General features: G+C 73.1%; 15 protein-coding genes. 6 read left to right on the forward strand and 9 right to left on the reverse strand.

All coding sequences use genetic code 11. From position 1 onward, the window contains the following. Positions 1-2 precede the first annotated feature (2 nt). The 4 genes from ACLQ21_RS06395 to tdh form a co-directional block, all read right to left on the reverse strand. On the reverse strand, positions 3-872 hold the full coding sequence (locus ACLQ21_RS06395; RefSeq protein ID WP_425662434.1) for a hypothetical protein: 870 nt from the start codon (positions 870-872) through the stop codon (positions 3-5). After that, complete coding sequence (locus ACLQ21_RS06400; protein WP_425662435.1) at positions 869-2,662, reverse strand: hypothetical protein; 1,794 nt, start codon at positions 2,660-2,662, stop codon at positions 869-871. The genes ACLQ21_RS06395 and ACLQ21_RS06400 overlap by 4 nt, the downstream gene beginning before the upstream one ends. Before the next feature lie 162 nt (positions 2,663-2,824). Further along, a complete protein-coding gene (locus ACLQ21_RS06405; RefSeq protein ID WP_425662436.1) occupies positions 2,825-4,003 on the reverse strand; it encodes a glycine C-acetyltransferase in 1,179 nt (392 codons plus the stop codon). A 2-nt stretch (positions 4,004-4,005) separates the two neighbouring features. Continuing rightward, on the reverse strand, positions 4,006-5,109 hold the full coding sequence (gene tdh, locus ACLQ21_RS06410) for an L-threonine 3-dehydrogenase (protein ID WP_425662437.1): 1,104 nt from the start codon (positions 5,107-5,109) through the stop codon (positions 4,006-4,008). 140 nt (positions 5,110-5,249) lie between these two features. On the opposite strand from tdh, the gene purM reads away from it, so the two are divergent. From purM to ACLQ21_RS06425, 3 genes are all read left to right on the forward strand, one after another. Next, on the forward strand, positions 5,250-6,347 hold the full coding sequence (gene purM / locus ACLQ21_RS06415; RefSeq protein ID WP_425662438.1) for a phosphoribosylformylglycinamidine cyclo-ligase: 1,098 nt from the start codon (positions 5,250-5,252) through the stop codon (positions 6,345-6,347). Between the two features lie 90 nt (positions 6,348-6,437). Then, entirely contained in the window at positions 6,438-7,097 is a 660-nt protein-coding gene (locus ACLQ21_RS06420; protein ID WP_425662439.1) for a DUF4190 domain-containing protein, read from the forward strand. Between the two features lie 90 nt (positions 7,098-7,187). Next, positions 7,188-7,583, forward strand: coding sequence for a hypothetical protein (locus ACLQ21_RS06425; RefSeq protein ID WP_425662440.1), 396 nt, complete (start codon positions 7,188-7,190; stop codon positions 7,581-7,583). A 54-nt stretch (positions 7,584-7,637) separates the two neighbouring features. On the opposite strand, the gene ACLQ21_RS06430 is transcribed toward ACLQ21_RS06425, so the two are convergent. From ACLQ21_RS06430 to ACLQ21_RS06450, 5 genes are all read right to left on the reverse strand, one after another. Further along, complete coding sequence (locus ACLQ21_RS06430; protein WP_425662441.1) at positions 7,638-7,880, reverse strand: DUF5652 family protein; 243 nt, start codon at positions 7,878-7,880, stop codon at positions 7,638-7,640. Between the two features lie 73 nt (positions 7,881-7,953). Continuing rightward, positions 7,954-9,414 carry an L-serine ammonia-lyase gene (locus tag ACLQ21_RS06435; RefSeq protein ID WP_425662894.1) on the reverse strand — a complete coding sequence of 487 codons (1,461 nt, stop codon included), beginning with the start codon at positions 9,412-9,414 and terminating at the stop codon, positions 7,954-7,956. A gap of 69 nt (positions 9,415-9,483) precedes the next feature. Continuing rightward, entirely contained in the window at positions 9,484-9,705 is a 222-nt protein-coding gene (locus ACLQ21_RS06440) for a DUF3073 domain-containing protein (protein WP_425662442.1), read from the reverse strand. A gap of 141 nt (positions 9,706-9,846) precedes the next feature. Beyond that, a complete protein-coding gene (locus ACLQ21_RS06445; RefSeq protein ID WP_425662443.1) occupies positions 9,847-10,221 on the reverse strand; it encodes a fluoride efflux transporter FluC in 375 nt (124 codons plus the stop codon). Next, on the reverse strand, positions 10,218-10,613 hold the full coding sequence (locus ACLQ21_RS06450; RefSeq protein ID WP_425662444.1) for a fluoride efflux transporter FluC: 396 nt from the start codon (positions 10,611-10,613) through the stop codon (positions 10,218-10,220). The genes ACLQ21_RS06445 and ACLQ21_RS06450 overlap by 4 nt, the downstream gene beginning before the upstream one ends. 71 nt (positions 10,614-10,684) lie before the next feature. Between ACLQ21_RS06450 and ACLQ21_RS06455 the strand changes: the two genes are divergently transcribed. From ACLQ21_RS06455 to ACLQ21_RS06465, 3 genes are all read left to right on the forward strand, one after another. Next, the gene (locus tag ACLQ21_RS06455) at positions 10,685-11,428 is read left to right on the forward strand and encodes a MerR family transcriptional regulator (protein WP_425662445.1); all 744 of its coding nucleotides are present in this window, start codon (positions 10,685-10,687) and stop codon (positions 11,426-11,428) included. Positions 11,429-11,538: 110 nt separating this feature from the next. Then, on the forward strand, positions 11,539-14,826 hold the full coding sequence (locus ACLQ21_RS06460; protein WP_425662446.1) for an efflux RND transporter permease subunit: 3,288 nt from the start codon (positions 11,539-11,541) through the stop codon (positions 14,824-14,826). 76 nt (positions 14,827-14,902) lie between these two features. Continuing rightward, positions 14,903-15,910, forward strand: a complete 1,008-nt coding sequence (locus ACLQ21_RS06465; protein ID WP_425662447.1) for a DUF2510 domain-containing protein — start codon at positions 14,903-14,905, stop codon at positions 15,908-15,910. The last annotated feature ends 25 nt before the right edge of the window (positions 15,911-15,935 follow it).

Raw genomic sequence — 15,935 nt, forward strand, 5'->3', positions numbered from 1 at the left:
CCTCAGGCGCGCTTGGAGGTCGATGCGACCAGCGTCCACTCCTCCCAGGCGCCACCCGCCTGGGTGCGGCTGCTGACGAGGCCGAGGCCCTGCACGAAGCACAGGTCGGAGCGTCGCTCAAAGGCGGTGATCGTGCCGTCGGGCGCCTCGACCTCGCCGGCGCGCACCTCGGCGAAGCACACCACGTCGCGCGTCGCGCCCAGCACCGGCATCTCGCCCGCGCCGGCGGCGCGGATCGTGCGGGTGGAGTCCTCGAACTCCGCGAACCGTCCGGTGCCGAGCGGCCCGATCTCGATCGGCTCGGCGGGCGCGCTCGCGTGCTGCAGCCGAGAGGCGCTCGGGATGGTGAAGTCGACGTCGAAGACCGGGTCTGGTGCCTGCCGCCATGCCTGGTTGAAGCCGAGCTGCAGGTTCTCGCTGTAGGAGCCGTCGGCCTCCGCTCGGGCCTCGGAGACGATGGTCACCGGGTCGAACCGGCCGTCGACGAAGCTGTACCGCTGGGTCACGCTGACGTCGACGCCGCTGTCCCGCACGGCGACGACCCGGGACGTGCGTGTCGCGTCGACCTCGAACCCTGCCGACGTGGTGACGAGGTACTGCCAGACCGTGCCGTCGTGCACATCCCAGTAGCCCGTCTCGCTGAGCCGGTCGATGTAGCCGAGCTCCTCCTCCGTCAGCTGGACGCGCGCCGCGCCGGTGGCGGGCGTCTCGCCCGCGCTCGGCGCGGCTACAGCCCCGGGAAGCGGCAGCTCCTGCGCCGGCTCGGACACGGGCTCCATGCGCACGGACGGCGCCGCGCTGCAGCCGGCCACGAAGCACGAGAGCACCACGGTGACGCTCAAGGCGCCCATGCGTCCACGCGCGGGCTTCATGCCTGCTCCTCCTCGAGCCTGCCGGCGAGCCGGGAGGCGAAGTCGCGGAGCGGCCCGTACGCGACGCTGTCCTTCGGTCCGACGGGGATCGAGAGCGTGGTCGGTCGTGTCGCGGCGTACCACTCCACCCGGAAGTTCGCGCGGGTCCCGCCGCTCGGGACGGGGTCGAGCCAGAGGACGAACGTCGCGGTCCGCTCGCCGGAGCTGTGGACGCTGCCGGTGACGGCGCCCTCGTCGAACACCTTGTCGATGCGCAGCTCCGTCGCACCGTCGCTGCCGCGCTCCGCCTCGGTGCGCACCAGCTCGATGACGCGCTGCGCGTCGGCGGGCACCGTGATGGCGAAGCCGAGCGCGCTCATCCGGTCCTGGATCCTGCCGGCCGGGGCGACGGGTGCGACGGGTCGCTTCGCGACGACGGTGCCGGCCCTGGCCTCGGACGGTGGGCTCATCGCCGGCGCGGGCGTCTCCACCGGCGCTTCGCTCTCCGCGGCGGGCGGCGCGAGCGCGGGCACCGCATCGACTTCCGGCTGCGGAGTGGTCCGCGGCCGCCGCTCGGCCTCGGCACGGAGCGCCGCGAGCGCACGGCGCTGTGCTCGGGCGCCGAGACGATCGGCGGAGAGCGCCACGATCGCGAAGACCGCGGCCAGCAGCGCGAGCAGGGCGGCGCCCGCCCACCAGAGCGGCCAGGGCACGCGAGACGCATCCCAGCTGCCCGTGACGGCACCCACGGGCGTCGCGAGGAAGAGCGACCCGTCCTCACTCGCTGCGCCGATGGCGGGCGGGGACGGCATCGCGCCGAGGCGCTCGTCGATCGCGATCTCCGAGAGCGTCGCTCCGGATGCGAGCTCGACCAAGGCGATGCGGGGCGCCTCCCCGCCGAGCCCCACCATGAGGGTCCCGGCGGCCGGTCCATCGGCGACGCCGAAGACGGGGGCCGTCGGGTCGTAGGCGGCATCCGCGTCCAGCGAGATCGGGTCGAGGAGCAGCAGTCGCTCGTCGCTCCAGATGGCGAGCGACTCGCCGCCGTCGACGAGCGCGAGGCCGGTCGTCCCGCTCGTCGGCGCGGCGACCGAGCGGACGATGCTCCCTCCAGCCGCATCGACCACCACGAGCGCGGCATCGGCCAGCGCGTACACCCGGGAGGAGGGTCCGGACGCGAGCTCCGAGACCGGCAGGCCGACGTCGACCTCCCGGACCTGGCCCCCGTCTCGGCCGAGCAGCAGGATCTGCTGGGCGGCCGAGACCGCCGCCGCGACGACCGACCCGTCGGCGCTGATGGCCACGGTCGCCTCGGCGACGTCGCTGACACCGAGATCCGCGGCCGCGAGCTCGGTCGCGACCGGGGCGGCGATGTCGATGAGCGAGAGCGTGCCCGACGCGTCGACGACCGCGAGCAGGTCGCCGCCGGGCGAGAGCGAGAGGTCGCGCGCCTCGTCGCCGAGCTCGACGGTCGACTCGGTCGACCCTGTTGGCTCGGTCGACCCGGGCGACGAGGCGCCGTCGAACCTCGTGACGGAGACCGTCGCGCCGTCACCGAACGCCGCGACGCCGGCGGCGCTCGCGGTGGGTGCGTCGGTGGGCGGGAGCGGCGCGCCCTCAGGCAGACCGCCCATCGATCCGAGGCCGGCAGCGGCCAGGGTGCCGTCCTGCAGCTGCGTCGCCGAGGCCAGCGTCGCGGAGTGCTGCACGAGCGGCACCGCGATCGCCGCGACGGCGAGCGAGGCGAGCACGGCCGCAGCGGCTCCGGCTCGGCGGCGGATCCGCCGCGCAGGTACCGCGACCTCGAACATCAGGCAGCCCTCCCGCCTCGGGAGCCACGACCACGCGGGCTCTGGCGTCGAGCGTAGGCACGAGCAGGGCGGCCGTCCATGCCCCTTGCACGATGCGCAGGGTGCCCTGAGGGTCGATCGATCCTCGGTCGCGGGGCGGTGCTCCCGCGCGCGATCCGTCCGTCAGCCGTCGACGCGCTGCCGAGCGGCGGCGAACGCGGCGACCGCCCGGTCGACGTCGTCGTCGGAGTGCGCGGCAGACAGCTGCACGCGGATGCGCGCCTCGCCCTTGGGCACGACCGGGAACGAGAAGGCAGTGACGTACACGCCCTCCTCGAGCATCGCATCCGCCATGCGACCGGCCAGCCGGGCGTCGTGGAACATCACCGCGGTGATGGGGTGCTCTCCCGGCAGCAGCTCGAAGCCCGCCGCCTCCATGCCCTCGCGGAAGCGCAGCGTGTTGCGCTGCAGCCGCTCGCGCAGGGAGCCCGCGCCCTCCACGAGGTCGAGCGCAGCGAGCGAGCCCGCCACGACCGACGGCGCGAGCGCGTTCGAGAACAGGTACGGCCTCGAGCGCTGGCGCAGCAGGTCGACGATCTCGGCCCGCGCTGCGATGTAGCCGCCCGACGCGCCGCCGAGCGCCTTGCCGAGGGTGCCCGAGATGATGTCGACGCGGTCCTGCACGCCCGCGAGCTCGGGTGTGCCGGCGCCCGTCGGCCCGGTGAAGCCGACCGCGTGCGAGTCGTCGACCATCACCATGGCGTCGTAGCGCTCGGCGAGGTCGCAGATCGCCTCGAGCGGCGCGAGGTAGCCGTCCATCGAGAACACGCCGTCGGTGACGATGAGTCGCCGCCGGGCGCCGGCCGCCTCCTGCAGCCTCGCCTCGAGCTCGGCCATGTCGCGGTTCGCGTAGCGGTAGCGGGCCGCCTTCGACAGCCGGATGCCGTCGATGATCGACGCGTGGTTGAGCGCGTCGGAGATCACCGCGTCGTCGGCGCCGAGCAGCGTCGCGAACAGCCCGCCGTTCGCGTCGAAGCACGACGAGTAGAGGATGCACGCCTCCTGGCCCAGGAAGTCGGCGAGCCGCGACTCGAGCTCGAGGTGCTGGGTCTGCGTGCCGCAGATGAACCGCACCGACGCCATCCCGAAGCCCCACTCGTCGAGCGCCGCCTTGGCCGCCTCGACGACGCGCGGGTGGTCGGCCAGGCCGAGGTAGTTGTTGGCGCAGAAGTTGAGCACCTCGGTGCCGCCGGCGGTCACGGTCGCCGACTGCGGGGAGTCGAGCGGGCGCTCGTGCTTGGTGAGGCCGGCGGCCTCGATCTCGTCGAGCTCTGCGGTGATGGATGCGCGGGCGGAGAACACGGTCAGGCTCCCTCAGGGTCGGTGCTGCTGTCGGTGGTGAAGTCGAGGATGACCTTGCCCGCGGCGCCGGAGCGGGCGCGGTCGAACGCGGCCTGCCAGTCGGCGAACGCGAAGCGGTCGGTGATGACGGGCGAGACGTCGAGACCCGTCTGCGCCATCGCCGCCATGGCGTACCAGGTCTCGAACATCTCGCGGCCGTAGATGCCCTGGATGGTCAGCATGTGCGAGACGACCTTGCCGAAGTCGACCTCGATCGGCTTCGAGGGCAGGCCGAGCATCGCGATGCGGCCGCCGAAGTTGAGGTTCTCGATGATGCCGACGAGCGCGGAGGGCGAGCCCGACATCTCGAGGGCCACGTCGAATCCCTCCTGCATGCCGAGCTCGCGCTGCACGGCCCGCAATGGATTGGCACCGCTCGGCGCCGCGCTGTCGTCGTGAGCGCCCTGCGGGTTGAGCGCGCGGAAGCCGAGCGAGCGGGCGAGCTCGAGGCGCGGCTCCGCGATGTCGGTGATCACGATGTGGCGCGCGCCGGCATGCCGGGCGACCATCGCCGCCATGAGGCCGATCGGGCCCGCGCCGGTGACGAGCACGTCCTCGCCGACGACCGGGAACTTCAGCGCCGTGTGCACAGCGTTGCCGAACGGGTCGTAGAGGCCGAAGACGTCGAGCTCGTCCGACGTCGCGGTCGCCGCGGTGACCCCCGGGTGCACCCAGACGTTCGTCGCCGGCAGCACGACGTACTCCGCGAAGCAGCCGTTGCGCTGCACGCCGAGGTTCGACGTGCGGATGCAGAGGTGACGGCGGCCGGCGCGGCAGTTGCGGCAGTGGCCGCACACGACGTGGCCCTCGCCGGACATGATCTGGCCGACGGCGAAGTCGGTGACGCCCTCGCCCACCTCGACGATCTCGCCGCAGAACTCGTGCCCGACGGTGAGGCCCGGCGTGACCGCGGACTCGGCCCACGCATCCCACGCATCGATGTGCAGGTCGGTGCCGCAGATGCCTGCACGCAGCACGCGCACCTTGACATGGCCTGCGGGGGTCTCGGGCTCGGGCAGCTCGATCAGCTCGAGTCCGGGCCTGCCTCGAGTCACCAGTGCATGCATGGGCGTCTCCGTCGACGGTGGTGGGTGTGCCGCCCCCATCCTGGCATTTCTCAACGTCGCCAGTGGTCGCTCGAGGCGCCATGGCGGCCGTGCGACCACTGGCGACGTTGAGAAGATCGGCGGCTCGGTAGCCTGGGGGCATGACCGATCCGTATGCGTCCGCCGGCGTCGACACCGAGGCGGGCGACCGCGCGGTGGAGCTCATGAAGGTCGCGGTGTCGCGCACCCACGGCCCGGGCGTGCTCGGCGGCGTAGGCGGCTTCGCCGGCCTCTTCGACCTCTCGGCCGCCGGCTCGTACGCGAAGCCGCTGCTGGCGACGTCGACCGACGGGGTCGGCACGAAGATCGCGCTCGCGCAGGCGGTCGACAAGCACGACACGATCGGCCAGGACCTCGTCGGCATGGTCGTCGACGACATCGTCGTGGTGGGCGCGAAGCCGCTGTTCATGACCGACTACATCGCGTGCGGCCGAGTCGTGCCCGAGCGCATCGCCGACATCGTGCGCGGCATCGCCGAGGCGTGCGCGGCGACCGGCACCGCCCTCGTCGGCGGCGAGACGGCCGAGCATCCCGGCGTCATGCAGCCCGACGACTACGACATCGCGGGCGCCGCCGTCGGCATCGTGGAGGCGGATGCGGTGCTGGGTGCCGAGCGCGTGCGCGCCGGCGACCACGTGGTCGCGATGGCATCGTCCGGGCTCCACTCCAACGGCTTCTCGCTCGTGCGGCACATCCTCGCGCAGCGCGGCATCGCCCTCACCGACCGCGTCGACGAGCTCGGCGGCGTGGCGGCGGAGGTGCTGCTCGAGCCCACACGCCTCTACACGCTGCCGCTGCTCGGCATGCTCGAGCAGGGCCTCGGCATCCGGTCGATCTCGCACGTCACCGGCGGCGGCATCGCCGCGAACCTCGCCAGAGTGCTGCCGCAGGGAATGGCGGTCGAGATCGACCGCAGAGGCTGGCAGGTGCCGGCCGTGTTCGACGCGCTCGCGCAGCTGGGCGGCTTCCCGCTCACGCAGGCAGAGGGCACCTGGAACCTGGGCCTCGGCATGCTCGTCGTCGTCGACGAGGCCGACGCCGCGGCGGTCGTCGCCGCGAGCGAGCACGCGGGCATCGCCGCCATGACGGTCGGTCGAGTGGATGCGGCCGGCCCGGCCTCGCCCGACGCCGTCGGCTGGGTGCAGGGCGCGAAGGGCGTCGACGGCGGTGCCGTGCGCCTGACCGGCACCTACCGCTGACATACCAGACGTCCAGGAGACTCTGACGCGGGCGGCGTACGGTGGCCCGTGATTCGACCGAGCATGCCACCGGAACGAGGGGGGAACGGGATGCAGTCAGACGCCGATCGCCACCGGCCCCGTGACTCGGGCCCGGTGTCGGAGCAGTCGCCGCCCACGGAGGGCGACACCGCTCGGCAGCCGCCGCCGCGCACGCCGCAGGGGTCGCCGTCACGCGTGCCGCCGCGTGCCGTGCAGCAGCAGCGCTACGCGCCGCCCCAGTACGGCGCGCCGCAGCAGTACAACGACCCCCGGCACGGGAGCGCCGGCATCGGCGCCTCGCACGCCGCTTCCCGGACGGCGCCCGGCTATGCGCCACCGTTCCCGGGCACCCGCTTCGCCCCGGCGCTCGACGGTCGCGACGCCCCGCTCATCCACCCCGCTGCCGCGCAGGCGTCGAACGTGACGCCGTACGGCGTGCCCGTCTATCAGACGCCGGTGTACGCCTACGCGCCGCAGCCGCAGCGCGGCCTGTCGATCACCGCGCTCGTGCTCGGGCTGTGCTCGTTCCTGTTCGCGTGGACGCTCGTCGTGGTGCCGATCATCGGCATCGTGTTCGGCTTCATCGCGCTGCGCCGAGAGCCGGCGGGCAAGGCGATGGCGATCATCGGGCTCGTCACGTCGGTGATCGGGCTCCTGTGGGTGCTGCTCTTCTACATGCTGCCGCTGTTCGGTGTGCTCGGGGCGATGCTCTTCACGCTGAACGCCTGACCTGCCGCTCGACCCGCGATCGGCCGTACGCTGGGGCGGGCGCTGTCAGGCGCCCCCTGCACCAGCACCCCGTCACGCGAGGAACCAGCCATGACCTACACCCCTCCCGAGCAGCCCGCTCAGGGCGGCTACCAGCCGTACCAGCCAGGCTCCGCCCCCGGCCAGCCCGGATCCGCCGCCGGCCAGCCGGGCTCCGCGCCCGGCTACGGCGGCTACGGCGCCCTCCCGGCCTCGACCTCCCGCAAGCTGTCGATGTGGGGCCTCATCCTCGGCATCTCGAGCATCATCATCCCGATCTGGATCAATGCGATCGCGGGCGGCGTCCTGTCGGGCATCGGGCTCGCGAAGGAGCCGGCCGGCAAGACCATGGCGATCTGGGGCCTCGTGACCTCGATCCTCGGCTTCATCTGGGCGTTCATCTTCTGGCCGGTGGTGCTGGTCGGCATCCTCGCCGCCGTCGTCGCGCCGTACGCGACCACCAGCTAGGCCATCGACGAGTGAGGGCCCGCCGACCGGCGGGCCCTCACGCGTTCCCGAGGCTCAGTCCCGGCGGTCGCGGCGGGCGGGGCTGACGCCGAAGAGGTAGACGGCGTCGAGGACGCCGAGCGTGTTCGTCACCAGCAGGGTCACGAACCACGGCTTGCTGCGATCCTGGGCGGCGCGCCACAGCGACGCACCCTTCCACGCCAGGCTCCACGCCACCGCGACGGCGAGCAGCCCGCGGCCCGGCGGGCTCGCAAGCTCGTGGCGGAGCCTGGCTTCGTCGATGGCGCGCGTCCTCATGCGCCGACTGTCGCACGGGAGGCGTCCCGGCACCAGCCCGAGGTCGCCGCAGCGAGTGCCCGGCTCGCGCCGGTCAGCACTCGATGAACGCCACGGCGAGCCCGCCGAGCGAGGTCTCCTTGTACTTGTCGCTCATGTCGGCGCCAGTGCGGCGCATGGTCTCGACGGCGGTGTCGAGGCTGACGTAGTGCGTGCCGTCGCCCTGCTGCGCCATGCGCGCCGCGTTGATGGCCTTGACGCTCGCCATCGCGTTGCGCTCGATGCACGGGATCTGCACGAGCCCCTTGATGGGGTCGCACGTGAGGCCCAGGTTGTGCTCGATGCCGATCTCAGCGGCGTTCTCGATCTGCTCGGGCGTCGCGCCCAGCACGGCGGCGAAGCCGGCGGCGGCCATCGCGCACGCCGAGCCGACCTCGCCTTGGCAGCCCACCTCCGCGCCCGAGATCGACGCGTTCGACTTGATGATGATGCCGATCGCGCCGGCGACCAGCAGGAATCGCACCGACCACGGCACCTCGTCGTCGACGCAGTTCGCGAAGCGGTCGGCGTAGTGCATGACGGCGGGGATGATGCCCGCGGCGCCGTTCGTGGGCGCGGTGACGACGCGCGCCCCGGCGGCGTTCTCCTCGTTCACGGCGAGGGCGTAGAGGTTGACCCACTCCATGCCCTCGAGCAGGTCGGGCCTGCCCGTCTTCGGAGCGGCGTCGCGCTCGAGCAGCTTCGCCTGCCAGTCCTTGGAGCGGCGCTTCACGTTGAGACCGCCCGGCAGGATCCCGTCGGTCTCGATGCCGTGCGCGACGCACTCCTGCATGACGGCCCAGATGCGCTCGAGCCGCTCGATGGTCTCCTCGCGCGAGCGCCAGGCCGTCTCGTTCTCGAGCATGAGCTCGGCGACCGACAGGCCGGTCTCGCGGCAGCGCGCGACGAGCTCGTCGCCGTGCGTGAACGGGTAGCGCACCGGGTGCGCCTGCACCGCGGGCGCCGGCACGGGGGAGAGCACATCGCCCTCGTCGTGCCGCATGACGAAGCCGCCGCCGACCGAGTAGTAGCCCGCGCTCGCGACGGTCTCGTCGTCGGCGTCGTAGGCGGTGATGCGCAGCGCGTTGGGATGCTCGGGCCGCACCGTGAGCGGGCGGAACACGAACACCTTCGCCTCGTCGAACGGCACGGCTCGTCGGCCGGCGAGCAGCAGCTCGGAACTCGCCCGGATGCGCTCGAGGGTGTCGGCGATCTGCGGCGTCTCGACGGTGTCGGGCGCCAGTCCTGACAGGCCGAGCATGATGGCGGTGTCGGTGCCGTGCCCGGAGCCGGTCGCACCGAGCGAGCCGAACAGGTCGACGCGGAGCCGCACGATGTCGTCGAAGCGGCCCGACGCATCCGCTTGCACGACGAAGTCGAGCGCCGCCCGCATGGGGCCGACGGTGTGCGACGAGGAGGGTCCGATGCCGATCTTGAACAGGTCGAGCACCGAGAGCGACTCGAAGACCGGTGCGGTCTCGGTCGCATGCCTGCCGAGGGCGGCGGGCGCGTTCAGCGGGGCGGTGGGGACGTGCGAGGTCACGATCGGCTCCTTCGCGTCAAGCGCAGCGGAGCCGGGTGCGGCTCAGGCGCTGCGGCCCGTCTGGTATTCGTCAGCGTAGTCGTCGTCCTCGGCCTCGGAGCCCGACTCGTACTGGGCGTAGTCAGCCCACTTGTCGGCCTCCGAGTTGTCCGCGGGGGCGGCGCCCAGCTCTGCAGCCAGGATGTTGTAGTTGATGTTCGGGCTGAACGACTTCAGCTCGCGCGCCAGCTTCGTGTGCTTGGCCTTCTGGCGACCACGTCCCATGCTGGACCCCCTTGCGGACGGCGTCGGCGCGGAGCCGACGAACGGTGAGAGAACTGCGGTGATAAGTCCAACCTCCATCGTAGCATCGCGCCCGCCGGTCGGCTGTGGCGCCGCCATGCGTGGGGATGGGGTTCCGCGGGGCTATGCCGCGACCGCCGGCACGAGCAGCGCGCCGAGCAGCAGACCCGCGGATGCGGCGATCGCGCCGCCGACGACGGTGACCGCGATCGTCGTGAGCGCCCGGCCGCCGCGGCGCCCGTCCAGCTGCTCGACCGCCTGGACGGCGAATGCGGAGTAGGTGGAGAGGCCGCCGCAGAAGCCGGTGACGAGCAGGGCCCGCCACGTGTCGTCGAGCACGAGCAGGCCCGTGAGGATGCCGGCGAGCAGGCTCGCGACCAGGTTGACGGCGATCGTGGCGCGCACCGGCCGCTCGCGCAGCGCGGCGCCGGCCAGGAAGCGCACCACCGCGCCGGCGCCGCCCGCGACCGCGACGCCCAGCAGTTCGAGCGGCGTCATGCCGAGCGCTCCCTGACGAGACGGCGACCGAGCAGCAGGCCGGCCCACGCCGCGAGCAGGCAGGCCGCGAGCATCCCCAGCGCGAGCGCGATGCCCGGGAGCGCCGGCACGAGCGTCGACCATCCGCCGCTCGCTCCGCCCGCGGAGACGCTCGCGACGGCGACCGCGCTGAAGGTGGTGAAGCCGCCGAGCAGGCCCGCGCCGATCCCGTGCCGGAGCCAGTCGGGAGCGCTCGCGAGGGCGGCGACCGAGATGCCGAGCAGCGCGCAGCCGAGGCTGTTCACCACGAGCAGCGCCCACCAGTCGGAGATCCTGGACTCGAGCAGCGCCCTCGCCGCAGTGCCGATCGCGCCGCCGACCGCCACGGCGAGCAGGGAGCGGGCGAGCGGCATGAGAGAAGCGTAGGTCGGGCGCCCGCGGGCGGCTTGACATTGACGTTGCGTCAACCTCTAGCGTCGTCGTCATGGAGTGGTCGATCCAGCGCATCGCGAAGCTCGCCGGCGTCTCGAGCCGCACCCTGCGGCACTACGACGCCGTCGGCATCCTCGCCCCCGCCCGCACCGACGCGGGCGGGATGCGCTGGTACGACGAGGCGTCGCTCGCCCGCCTGCAGCGCATCCTGCTGCTGCGCGGGCTGGGTGTCGGGATCCCCGCGATCGCCGACAGCCTCGAGCGCGCATCCGACGAGGACGCGCTCGCGGCGCACCTCGCCGACCTCGAGCGCGAGGCCGACCGCATCCGCAGACAGATCCGCGCCGTCGAGCAGACGCTGCGGGCACGAGAGAAGGGAGCCGCCATGACGGCAGAGGAAGCGCTCGACGGGTTCGACCAGAGCCAGTACGAGCAGGAGGTCACCGAGCGCTGGGGCGCCGACGCGTGGAAGCGCGGCCAGGACTGGTGGAAGCGCATGTCGGCGGACGACAAGCGCCGCTTCCAGCAGGAGCACCTCGACGTCGCCGGCGGCTACGCCGCGGCGCGCGAGGCGGGCGAGAGCGTCGACTCCGAGCGCGTGCAGGCGCTCGTGGAGCGCCACTACCGCTGGGTGGGCGCCGGCTGGCAGACGGCCGAGCCGGACGTCGAGATGTTCGCCGGGCTCGGCGACATGTACGTCGCCGACGAGCGGTTCGCCGCGAACTACGGCGGCACCGAGGGCGCCGAGTACGTGCGCGACGCGATGCGGGCGTTCGCGGCGAAGCGCAGGCAGTAGCGGGCTGCGCTCCCGCGCGCCCACCGCGGGGCGCGGCCGATCGGACCCAGGGGCGGATGCGGGGCGCCGGCCCCCATCCGCCCCATGGCGGACGGTGAGAGGATGCGCGAGTGCATCTGCTCTCGCTCGCCAGCCTGAAGAACCGAGCGCTCATCGTCCTCGCGACGCTGTGCATCGCGATCTTCGGCGGGGTCGCCCTCGCCAACCTCAAGACCGAGCTGACGCCGGAGCTCGAGCTGCCGGCGGTCGTCGTCACGACGACGCTGCCCGGCGCGAGCCCCGAGATCATGAGCGAGGACGTCACCGGCCCCATCGAGCGCGCCATCCAGTCGGTGCCGGGGCTCGAGGGCACCTCCGGCACGTCGTCGACGAGCTCGAGCGTGGTGTTCGCCGAGTTCACCTACGGCATCAACATCCCGACGACCGAGCAGCGCGTGCAGCAGGCGGTCAACCGCATCCTCTCCCAGCTGCCCGAGAACGCCGAGCCGACGGTGCTCACGGGCTCGATCGCCGACTTCCCGGTGCTGCGCATCGCCATCTCGGGGCCGGGGGAGCAGTCGGCGCTCGTCGACCGCATCGAGACGATCGCGGTGCCCCAGCTCGAGCGCACCGACGGCGTCCGCGCGGTGCAGCTGCAGGGCGCGCCCGGCCAACGCATCACCATCGACCCGGATGACGCGGCGCTCACCGCAGCGGGTCTCTCCCGGCTCGACATCACCGAGGCGATCGACGAGCACGGCCAGCTGCTGCCCGGCGGCACCGTCGACGACGGCGACCAGACGCTGAGCGTGCAGATCGGCGAGCGGCTCGGCTCCGTCGACGACGTCGCGAGCCTGCCGCTCAGCCGCGAGCAGGCCGCGGAGCCCGACCCCGCGAACCCCGCCAACGCCCCGCCCGCGACAGAGACGATCACGATCGGCGACATGGCCGAGGTCGCCCTCGAGCAGGACCCGGTGAGCTCGATCGCGCTCGTCGACGGCGAGCCCGCGATCATCCTCTCGATCACGAAGACGCAGGCGTCGAACACGGTCGACGTCTCCCGCGCAGTGCAGGCGCTGCTCCCGGGCCTGCAGGCGGAGCTCGGCGAGGGCGTCACGTTCACGACGGTGCTCGACCAGGCGCCCTACATCGAGCACTCGATCGAGGCGCTCGCGGTCGAGGGCGTGCTCGGCCTCTTCTTCGCCGTGCTCGTCATCCTCGTCTTCCTCTGGTCGCTGCGGTCCACGCTCGTCACCGCGGTGTCGATCCCGATCTCGGTGCTGATGACGTTCATCGGCATGTGGGGTGCCGGGTACTCGCTCAACGTCCTGACGCTCGGCGCGCTCACGCTGTCCATCGGCCGGGTCGTCGACGACTCGATCGTGGTGATCGAGAACATCAAGCGGCACCTCGCGTTCACGGCGTCGAAGTCGAGGGCGATCGTGGATGCGGTGCGCGAGGTCGCGGGCGCGATCACGGCGTCGACCGTCACGACCGTCATCGTGTTCCTGCCGCTCGCGTTCGTCAGCGACATCACCGGCGAGCTGTTCCGGCCGTTCGCGCTCACCGTCACGCTCGCGCTGCTGTCGTCGCTCGTCGTCGCGCTGACCATCGTGCCGGTGCTCGCGTCGTGGCTGCTCAAGCGGCCGAAGGAGGTCGTCGCCGCCGAGGCCGCGGCCGCGAAAGCCGCCCAAGGCACTGCGCACGGCCCCGCCGCAGCCGACGCGCGGCCGACGCGGCGCTCGCTGCTCGGCCGGCTCGGGCGGCGCAGCGCGCCCGCGAGCGCGCCGATCGCGACCGTCGCCGAGCCTGCGCCCGTCGACGTGCCGGAGCGGCCTGACCGGCTGCGGCGCGGCTACCGCCCGATCCTGCTCGCGACGCTGCGCCACCCGTGGATCGTGCTCGCGGGTGCCGCGGTCATCCTCGGCGCGAGCGTCGCGGCGCTGCCGCTCATCGCCACGAACTTCCTCGGAGACGACGGGCAGACGACCGTGCAGCTCTCGCAGGAGCTCGAGCCCGGGGCGTCGCTCGACGCGCAGCTCGACGCCGCCGGATCCCTCACGGCCGAACTCGAGCAGCTCGAGGGCGTCGAGACGGTCTCTGCCACGGTCTCGAGCGGCGCGTCGCAGTTCGCCGCGTTCACCGGCGGCGGTGGCGGCAGCGGCATCCGCTACGGCGTCATCGCGGCCGAGGGCACGGACATGCCGGCGCTGCGCGAGCGCATCCTCGCGACCGCGGACGGCGCCGAGGGCGACATCACCGTCGGCCAGTCGGCGGGGCTCGGCGGCAGCGACATCGACATCGACGTGCAGGCGCCGACGCCCGACGCGCTCGACGCGGCCACCGCATCCGTCGTCGACGCCGTGACCGGCCTCGACGGCGTCGCGCAGGTGACCGACTCGCTCGAGGGCGCGCAGCCCCTCGTGCAGGTGGCCGTCGACCGCGACCTCGCCGCGAGCCTCGGGCTCAGCGAGGCCGCCGTCTCGGGCCTCGTCGCGCAGGCGATGCAGCCGACGCCGGTGGGGGAGATCCAGCTCGACGGCGCGCTCGTGCGCATCTGGCTCGACGCGATCGCGCCGGCCGGCACGCTCGACGAGCTGCGCGAGCTCGAGCTGCCGACGCCGACCGGCCCGCTGCCGCTCTCGGACGTCGCGGAGGTCACGCAGATCGAGGGGCCCGTGTCGATCTCGACGAGCGACGGCGCCCGCACCGCGACCGTTACCGTCACTCCCGACGCGGCGGACGTCGGCGGAGTCTCGGGCGGCGTGGCGCAGGCGCTGGACGGGCTCGAGCTCGCCGACGGCGCCACCGCTTCGGTCGGCGGTGTCGCGACGCAGATCACGGATGCGTTCACGCAGCTCGGGATCGCGGCCCTCATCGCCGTGCTGCTCGTGTACGTCGTCATGGTGGCGACGTTCAAGAGCCTGCTCCAGCCGTTCCTGCTGCTCGTGTCGGTGCCCTTCGCGGCGACCGGCGCGATCGCGATGCAGCTCATCACCGGCGTGCCGCTCGGTGTCGCGTCGATGGTCGGCGTGCTCATGCTCGTCGGCATCGTCGTGACGAACGCGATCGTGCTCATCGACCTCGTCAACCAGTACCGGGATCGCGGGCTGAGCGTGCGCGAGGCGCTCGTCGAGGGCGCGGAGCGGCGCTTGCGGCCCATCCTCATGACCGCGGCCGCGACGATCTTCGCTCTCATCCCGATGGCCGCGGGACTGACCGGGCAGGGCGGCTTCATCTCGCAGCCGCTCGCGATCGTCGTCATCGGGGGCCTCATCTCGTCGACGGTGCTGACGCTCGTGGTGCTGCCCGTGCTCTACCTCGTGGTCGAGGGAGCGATCGAGCGCCGTCGCGTCCGGGCGGGCACCGGAACCCGCGCCGAGCGGCGCGGCGAGCTGGCGGCGGCCAGCGCACGCTGACAGCACTCACAGGCGATGCGTGGCGCGCATTGCTTGTATTGGTCCTGCCCGTCGACCGCCCGGAAGGAGGATGCCGGTGCCCAGCTTCCTGATCGTCCACTGCGCGAGCCAGGACGGCCGCCTGGACGAGTACCGGCAGCCGCCGACGCTCGACGTCGGCGGTCTGCGGGTGCCGCTCGACTGGGGCGACATCACCCTGCACGTGCCCGCGGGTGACCTGCCCGTGACGGTCTTCGTGACCCGCACCTCCGGTCAGGTCGAGGGCGCCATGATCACAGTGCGCGCGCCGGCGGGCACGGGCACGCGGCTGACGTTCGTGCCGCCCCTGCAGCCGGGCGGCGCCTCGCACCTGCGCATCGACGGCCAGTGGCCCGCCGACTCGTCGATGCACTACTACGCCGCGCGCGATGCGCGCACGCTCGCCGCTCCGGCGCCGTCCTCGGTGCCGACGCCGCACGTCGGCGGAGGCCGCCAGCTCGCGCAAGCCGGTCTGCGGGTGATGAGCCCCGGAGCACCGCGGCCGGCCGCGCCGACGCCGGCGGTCGGTCCGACGCCCGGATCCACCGCATCCGTGCCGGCGCAGCCCTCGTCGTTCGGCCACCGGCAGGGTGCGCTCGTCGACCCGGTCGTGCCGTCGGCGGGCTCGCCCACGCAGCCGCCGTCGTCGAGCGGCCCGTCCTTCGGGCAGCGCCCGCAGCCGCCGGTGGAGCTCGACGTCTACGGGCGCCCGGTCGTCGCCGGGGATCGGCAGCCTCCGCCCATCCCGACGCCCGCCGAGTTCGACCGGCTCGAGCGCGAGGCGCTGCAGGCGCAGGCGCGCGCCTACGAGGCGTGGGTCGAGCAGCAGCGCGCGCAGGCCGCGGTTCAGGCGGCCGCGCAGGGTGCGCCGCAGCAGCCGGCGCCATCGTCCGACGACGGCGCGCCCGAGCCGGTCGGCCTCCTTCCCGGCGCGAGCACCGGTCAGGCGCCGGCCGGCTGGTACCCCGACCCGTACCGGCGTGCGGATGCGCGCTGGTTCGACGGCAGGCAGTGGTCGTCATCGGTGCTGCGGCAGGGTGCGCGAGCGCACGACCTGCCGGGCTGAGCCTGATTGCCCCTGTCGCCGGGTC

This window comes from Agrococcus sp. DT81.2, from assembly GCF_049844935.1.
Classification (GTDB): Bacteria; Actinomycetota; Actinomycetes; order Actinomycetales; family Microbacteriaceae; genus Agrococcus.

Excerpts from the sequence above, each read along its gene's own strand:
- ACLQ21_RS06425 (WP_425662440.1), top strand. The coding sequence starts at position 7,188 with ATGACCTACACCCCTCCCGAGCAGCCCGCTCAGGGCGGCTACCAGCCG.
- ACLQ21_RS06455 (WP_425662445.1), top strand. The coding sequence starts at position 10,685 with ATGGAGTGGTCGATCCAGCGCATCGCGAAGCTCGCCGGCGTCTCGAGC.
- ACLQ21_RS06445 (WP_425662443.1), bottom strand. The coding sequence starts at position 10,221 with ATGACGCCGCTCGAACTGCTGGGCGTCGCGGTCGCGGGCGGCGCCGGC.
- ACLQ21_RS06430 (WP_425662441.1), bottom strand. The coding sequence starts at position 7,880 with ATGAGGACGCGCGCCATCGACGAAGCCAGGCTCCGCCACGAGCTTGCG.
- ACLQ21_RS06420 (WP_425662439.1), top strand. The coding sequence starts at position 6,438 with ATGCAGTCAGACGCCGATCGCCACCGGCCCCGTGACTCGGGCCCGGTG.
- ACLQ21_RS06400 (WP_425662435.1), bottom strand. The coding sequence starts at position 2,662 with ATGTTCGAGGTCGCGGTACCTGCGCGGCGGATCCGCCGCCGAGCCGGA.
- ACLQ21_RS06440 (WP_425662442.1), bottom strand. The coding sequence starts at position 9,705 with ATGGGACGTGGTCGCCAGAAGGCCAAGCACACGAAGCTGGCGCGCGAG.
- ACLQ21_RS06395 (WP_425662434.1), bottom strand. The coding sequence starts at position 872 with ATGAAGCCCGCGCGTGGACGCATGGGCGCCTTGAGCGTCACCGTGGTG.
- purM (WP_425662438.1), top strand. The coding sequence starts at position 5,250 with ATGACCGATCCGTATGCGTCCGCCGGCGTCGACACCGAGGCGGGCGAC.
- ACLQ21_RS06450 (WP_425662444.1), bottom strand. The coding sequence starts at position 10,613 with ATGCCGCTCGCCCGCTCCCTGCTCGCCGTGGCGGTCGGCGGCGCGATC.
- tdh (WP_425662437.1), bottom strand. The coding sequence starts at position 5,109 with ATGCATGCACTGGTGACTCGAGGCAGGCCCGGACTCGAGCTGATCGAG.